The sequence below is a fragment of the Candidatus Zixiibacteriota bacterium genome (genome assembly GCA_018820315.1).
GTDB lineage: Bacteria > Zixibacteria > MSB-5A5 > JAABVY01 > JAHJOQ01 > JAHJOQ01.
In genome coordinates this window covers 1-5197 of record JAHJOQ010000085.1, presented here as the reverse complement: position 1 = coordinate 5197, position 5197 = coordinate 1, and the positions used below count along the sequence as shown (strand labels likewise).

At 51.7% G+C, this 5197-nt stretch carries 4 protein-coding genes; 2 read left to right on the top strand and 2 right to left on the bottom strand.

The features are described 5' to 3' along the window. A partial coding sequence (locus tag KKH67_07925; protein MBU1319109.1) for a hypothetical protein occupies positions 1-678 on the top strand: 678 nt, incomplete at its 5' end. Positions 679-1215: 537 nt separating this feature from the next. Here the strand turns inward: KKH67_07925 and KKH67_07920 are convergent. Both KKH67_07920 and KKH67_07915 read right to left on the bottom strand, forming a co-directional pair. Next, the gene (locus KKH67_07920) at positions 1216-1791 is read right to left on the bottom strand and encodes a hypothetical protein (protein ID MBU1319108.1); all 576 of its coding nucleotides are present in this window, start codon (positions 1789-1791) and stop codon (positions 1216-1218) included. Positions 1792-1829: 38 nt separating this feature from the next. Continuing rightward, on the bottom strand, positions 1830-3833 hold the full coding sequence (locus KKH67_07915) for a hypothetical protein (protein MBU1319107.1): 2004 nt from the start codon (positions 3831-3833) through the stop codon (positions 1830-1832). A 561-nt stretch (positions 3834-4394) separates the two neighbouring features. Between KKH67_07915 and KKH67_07910 the strand changes: the two genes are divergently transcribed. Beyond that, a partial coding sequence (locus tag KKH67_07910; protein ID MBU1319106.1) for a hypothetical protein occupies positions 4395-5197 on the top strand: 803 nt, incomplete at its 3' end.

Here is a 5197-nt window from a genome sequence, read left to right as displayed (position 1 = left end):
GAATCTCGCGTGCCTCTCCCGGATCCGTTGGCTGTTGGTCTCTTGAAAGCGCTCAAGGAGATCAACTGGGAGGACCGATTCGATTACGGTGCGGGACTCGAATGGCGACCATTAAAGAACATCAATTTTGACTCTGTTCCACCTCTAAAGGTGTTGAATCACTTGAGGTTCTATGCCATGCGATTCTGGACTTCGCATCTTCAATATGAAGATGACTGGTCCTGGAGACCGGACGTTGACACCCGCTTCGGCATGGAAATATACGGGGAATGCAACTTCTACAACAAGAACAAGTACTGGGGAGAGTTGTGGATGGACTTCTCCTGGCGGGAGACGAATTTCTATGTGAACGACTATGATTCCTGGATTTTCGCGATTGTGCCCAAATGGGGTGTCAACCTCACACCAAATTCCGGATTCGCCATCTTACCCTATGTAACAACCGAGGTGGTGGTCACTGGCCGGAGGGAATTTTGGCAAAACCGGGTCACAATGGGGGGCGGACTTAGAATCATGCCGGTTCGATGGCAAACGGGAATCTTCGGCGACCTGTTCCGAGGAACAAAATTCTACTTTGAGTACTCCGGAGTAACGGCTTATCTGAAAGACAAAGCGATGGATGATAACCCGAACAGTGATTTCCAAATGGGACTCAGCTATACCATAAACCGATGGTAGTCTTCGGTGTGCTCTTTACCTCACTCAAGCCATCCCGGTTTGGACATTGCAGCGGCTCTGGTGGTCGCCGCTTCTCCATTCCTAACTTGACAGCAGCGTTTAGTAGGCGCCAGTTCAACAAAGGCGGGTTGGGTCCTCTGCGTTCCTGAAATTTCCGGTGACCAGTGCTGATCCGATTCTGGTCCGAGAGAAAATGGAACCCTCGAAGCCGCTCGACTCCGGGGAGTGATACCTGGCAATAAGAGCTGCAATTGCGCGAATTGGAATGGATTTGTCGACGGGGATTGTGTTCGCGGCAGCGTGATTGGCGGTCCATCTCTTCGGACTAGTGATCTATGCCGGTCGCCAGAGTCACACAGAGGTGCAGGCACCTGCGAACCGGAAGCGTATATGCCTGTCAATGGTCTCACTCTGATCTCGTGGCAGAATCCAAATACCTGGAGGCCAAGGTTGCATGGATAGAATACAGAGCGTTAATCCTCACCAGAACTGGGCCAAAAACCGTGGGCAAAACAAGGCACTGCCGAAGCAAATCACCTACTCCTCATTCTGGGTGTACTTCACGTTCCTGAAGTACACTGTTTGAGGGTTTCCTCCGCTGAACACGAATTCCGCGAACACGTATATTGCCGTCAAATCAGCAGTGCGGAAACTTTCTAGGGCAAACGAGTACGTATTCCATATAGTATCTAAATCGCTTACAAGGATCTTGGTCTCTGTGCCGTTGTCAGGATCAGTGTTGTCCTTTATGCCGATCTCCACTCGTCCTCCTTCAACTTCGCTTTTAAGATCAACCAGCAGGGAGTCGAAATCCGAGCAATCCCATCCTGGCCTAGGAGGATCTATTGGCTCTCCGTAAGTAATGAATACAGCGCCCCAGCTCTGTCCACTGGGATATGACATTCTCATGAATCCACTCATATTCTCGACCCAATCAGTGCGATCTCCCGAAGTATTGACGCCCATGTCACAGCCGGGGGACAGCGATTCACCAACGTATATCCGTGACGGGTCAGGATCTGTTGGTGGTGGCGAAGGGTTACTGGTTTTATCTTTGCAGCAAAAGAGCATAGCGCACAAAGCGCATGCGGTGAACATCACAATTGTCTTCATCTGAACAACTCCATTTCTTTTCATCCCGCCAGCGGGATTCACTCTTTGGTCCAATGTACGTCATCAATCCAGTACGTGCCGCTTGCAGCACCGCCAATCTTGGGTCCAACGATGGAGGCAACAATATACACTTCCGCTTTTGAGTAATCCAAACGGGATTCTAGGGCAAGGAAATCTGCAAACGAGATCGAGAATTCCCGCCACACAGTGTCCACGTCAATCATCAGCTTTGATTTCTCCGTGCCAGGGGAGATATTATCGGTCCTTATGCCAATCTCCAATCTGACCGCCGGTTCCGCTTTCGCGCAGAATTTGAGGTGTCCACCGGCAGTGATGTGACACATATCCCTCGTCTCATGCCCTCCGACCGTACCCTCTTCACAAAACCATCCGGCCCAGCCATTCGAGCGTACGCTGTAGACCGCTCGAAGTGACCATATGCCTTCGCACGCCGTGCTGCTATCGAAGTTGATGACTATGTTGTCACCTCCTCCTTGAAAGACCCCGATGAAGCCGGCGATTGCAGTGTCTGTCACGACTGGGAAGGGAGAGGCCGTAAGAACTCGCACGAAGGCAGAATCCATGAAAGTGTCGTAGGAGGCGACCAGAAACGAGGAACCAACAGCTTCGGCGCTAAACTCGGATGTCGTCCCGTTCACCGGGTCTATCTGGCCGATTTCGGAATTCCGAAGTGACCAGGAAGCAGTTTCCAGGTTCACGGGCAGCCCAAGTGGGTTTCGTCCTTCAACGGAGAACTCCTGACTCTGACCTACTTCGACCTCCCCCGAGTCGGGCGATACGATGATCCTGGCAATGCTGAGCTTTCCTCGCACGACAACTGAATCGGACACTGTACCTGAAGCTGCCACAAGATATGCAGTGCCGGTGTCTGTAGCCGACAGAACAGCGGTGCTACCCGTATCAGGCGCGATATCACCGATCGCGTCGCCCTCAAGCGACCATCGAATGCCTTCTGGTATCATTTGATTATCGAACTGGTCCAGGCCGGAAACGGAAAACCTAGCAGTATCACCCACCTCGATCGTAGTCTCACCGAAGGGCGAAATGGAAAGAGATGCGAGTTTGGGACGTATTGTAACGTGAGTCGAGTCTGACAGAAGGTGCCAGGATGCAACAACATAGGCACTCCCAGTATCGCTGGGAGCCAGGTATGTGGTATCGCCGCTCTCAGGACTCAGATGGCCGATCGTGTTGCCTCGAAGCGACCATAGGACCGAATCAAGGTCGACACCCGCTCCGAATTCATCCACCCCCGTCGCTACGAACACCTGGCTCGGTTCTGTGGTGAGCAGTATAGAATCGCCGGGTTGCACATGCACACCGTAGATGGCCGGGAGAGCGAATACGAGGCATGAATCCGCAGCCTTATCGAACTCCGCAATCACATATGCCCAGCCGGTGTCTGAGACTGTGAGAGACACAGTTGCCCCGGTGTCTGGTTCGATTGTGCCAATCTCATCGCCGACCATGGACCAAGAGATCGTGGCATCCTCCATCGGATTGCCCTCATGATCGGTGGTTGCAGCCGTGAAATGTGCGGTGTCGCCTCGCCGGATCTGCACTGTGTCGGACGGGTTCATACTCACCAATACCCAGGATGTGCGAACGCAGACATGCGTCGACTCTATCTTCGTGTCTTCAACAGAATGAAACTTCACGAGTACATAGGCCTCGCCCATATCCACTGTGATGAGCTCTGTGTGCTCGCCTTTGTCACGGGATAGGCTACCTATGGAGTCACCGTTAAGGCCCCAGGTGACTGTCGTATCATTCGACAAAGTGTCACCATCCTTACCTATGGCGGTTGCCGTGAATCCAATGGTGTCTCCGATGACACACCTTTGCATCTCTTGAGGACTGATCTGAAATATGTCCAGTCCTTCTTGACGCTCAGGGGGCGGGGGTGGCGGACCATTGGGCTTGTCTGTGCAACCGGCCCATCCGAGCAGGCAGGCACCCATGAAAAAAACCGGAAGATACCGAGCCAATGCGCGCCAGTCTCTAGTAATCAGAACTCTCATCTTCGTCCCCCATTGGAGTTATTGTGACTGTGATCGCCTAGCAGACATCTGCTACTCTGCGATGTCAACCGTGTTGGACCTTATACTGCCAAGCTGCCTTTCTCGAAATATAGGCAAGGCACTTCAAGATGGCAAATGAAAACGCGTGGGAGTCGGAATCTAAAAGGTACCTCCCTTTTGAGATGGGGAGAGAATGCAGAAAGGTTGGCAAAGGAATGGCTCAAGAGTAGGTAAGTCAGAGTGAGCGTAGCGAACGGAGATTTACCTGCTGCAGGTACTGCCCCCTTCTAGTCAAGCTGATCTTAAGAGAGTCTTTCGGCTGAGGTTATAGGTTTCTTCGGGTTGTGAATCATGCCGCTGTCAGCCAAAAAGTTGGAGAACAAATCCCGGAGAATTCATAATTCATAGCTCATTCTTTTACATCGCTTTTTCGGTTTTTGCACACATCTAGTTTACTGCTTGACAAGACATCATGTGGTACCATATCTTGTGGTGAACGAGTGTGAGACCACAATATATTGTGCTTATAGGTGGTTTCTTAGTGAGTGAATCAGTTCCGGAATGATGAAAAAGGTCATTCTTAGCGGCTTGGTGCCTGAGATCTTGATTGCCGACGCCGGAGTGCTCCAACTGACCAGGAGATCGGAAGGTGGAGATGTGAGGAAAAATGCAAGAATGATGTCCGATAACACCGGTGCCTGTCACTCCATTGTCGTTGCAAAGCAGGGAGTTACGGCGCCTAATTCTGCAGGAATGTCGGATAAGACGTGTTATCTGACGTTACGGAAAGGCAGTGTTCGCAGCTTTCCGGCAGAATACGGTCGCAGAGTGAGATTATGGGGAGAGATAGAAGGCATAGCGGCATCGCAGCGGCAGCAAATGCAGGGTTTCTTTCATATCGGGCAGGCTTCTGATCCGTGCAGATTCCCGGATATTCCGCTACAGTGCAGGGGAAAATCACATCAATCACATCTGGCATTCTTCCAGCCGACTGCCCATTTGCTGTCCCGTGACGATTTCGATGCCGCATTTTCGGCACTTTCTGAAAGGGCGATGCCGCAAAGGAGGCGTTTTCAGGAGAGAGTGGTCGCGAAATCGCACTCTTCCCCTTGGGAGATGCCGCAAAACAGGGCTGAGCCAGGCGTCGATGGTCCATCGCCGAGCCTGAAACTGCATAAAGAACCAGTCGAGACAGGAGAAGCCATGACATGCGGCGAAGTGTTGATCGATCACTGTGTACTGCCGCATGCGAGAAGAGACCCGGAGCTAGTGTCCCGTCAACCACATAATGTAGGATACAATCTCTTTAGTTTAATCCTGGCATCTTCATTGGTGAAGCGCCAATCTACCTTTGCCTCTATTTC

Bases quoted from the DNA above. Each gene is read 5' to 3' on its own strand.
- KKH67_07920 (MBU1319108.1), bottom strand. From the start codon at position 1,791: ATGAAGACAATTGTGATGTTCACCGCATGCGCTTTGTGCGCTATGCTC.
- KKH67_07915 (MBU1319107.1), bottom strand. From the start codon at position 3,833: ATGAGAGTTCTGATTACTAGAGACTGGCGCGCATTGGCTCGGTATCTT.